Genomic DNA, 912 nt, shown 5'->3' on the forward strand with positions numbered 1-912 from the left:
TTTTTTTTTTTGCGCCATGCTTAGCACCAATACAGATTAGAGTTCGATTATCAGAACTTTCTACTACCTGACCTCTCACCATGTATTTATGATAAAAAGTGGTATTGGAACAACCCACTAAATATAAACCGAATGTAAGCAATAAAAGAGCTTTTATATAGGGTGTTTTCATCACTGTTACCTCATTTGACTAACTAATTATCTATACACTTTTTTATGAATTCATTTGTTTTTCCGGCCAGCCCCCGAAGGTGCTTGATGACAACTCCAAGGCTTATGAACAGAGTTATCTTTGATGTTCTGATCAACAAATTTATAGTAACTTTCTTTAGTATGTGTCCACCAATCATTATGAACATCTGCGCCATACTTACGGATTACCTCCTCAATCCCATCAAGGCTTACGTTTGCGGCATCATAGGCAAGGTGTATTTCACCTTCTTTGATGTTGTAACTAACTTCATCTATACCAAAAAGCTGATCTATTTCTTTTACTAACTCGTCACAGCTTTCTTCTGTGACATTGCTAAGCTTTAGATTTCGAACAACTAAATTTTGCTCTCTAACGCCAACTCTATGATTTAAATCGCTCATAATTTTTCTCCTAATGTTTGTGTGAATGCTGTTGATTGCTATCTTTCATTTCTTCCATTTTGCGGTTCATCTGCGGCATCATGTTCCCCATCATTTCTAAATGATGTTCAGCCATCTTGATTTGTTGATGCATTGGCATTTCTTCCATGTTTTTATGCATGGATTGCATCATCTTCATCATTGAACGGTGATGTTCAACCATCATCTGCTGTTGCTTTTCAGGATCTTTTTCAGTTTTAATGACATGGACTTCCTTTTTTTTTTTTTTTATCTTTTTGTGCATTTCTCCCATGTTCTCATGTGGTATTGCCATGCCTT

2 protein-coding genes are annotated in these 912 nt (G+C 36.0%); both read right to left on the reverse strand.

Annotated elements, in window-relative coordinates; all coding sequences use genetic code 11:
• Positions 1-222: 222 nt before the first annotated feature.
• The gene (locus GQR53_RS19490) at positions 223-594 is read right to left on the reverse strand and encodes a hypothetical protein (protein WP_008109666.1); all 372 of its coding nucleotides are present in this window, start codon (positions 592-594) and stop codon (positions 223-225) included.
• 10 nt (positions 595-604) lie between these two features.
• Positions 605-912: hypothetical protein (locus GQR53_RS21575; protein ID WP_240917515.1), on the reverse strand; the 308-nt coding region annotated here is incomplete at its 5' end.

Source organism: Pseudoalteromonas sp. Z9A6 (assembly GCF_011378805.1).
GTDB classification, from domain to species: domain Bacteria; phylum Pseudomonadota; class Gammaproteobacteria; order Enterobacterales; family Alteromonadaceae; genus Pseudoalteromonas; species Pseudoalteromonas distincta.

Excerpts from the sequence above, each read along its gene's own strand:
- GQR53_RS19490 (WP_008109666.1), bottom strand. The coding sequence starts at position 594 with ATGAGCGATTTAAATCATAGAGTTGGCGTTAGAGAGCAAAATTTAGTT.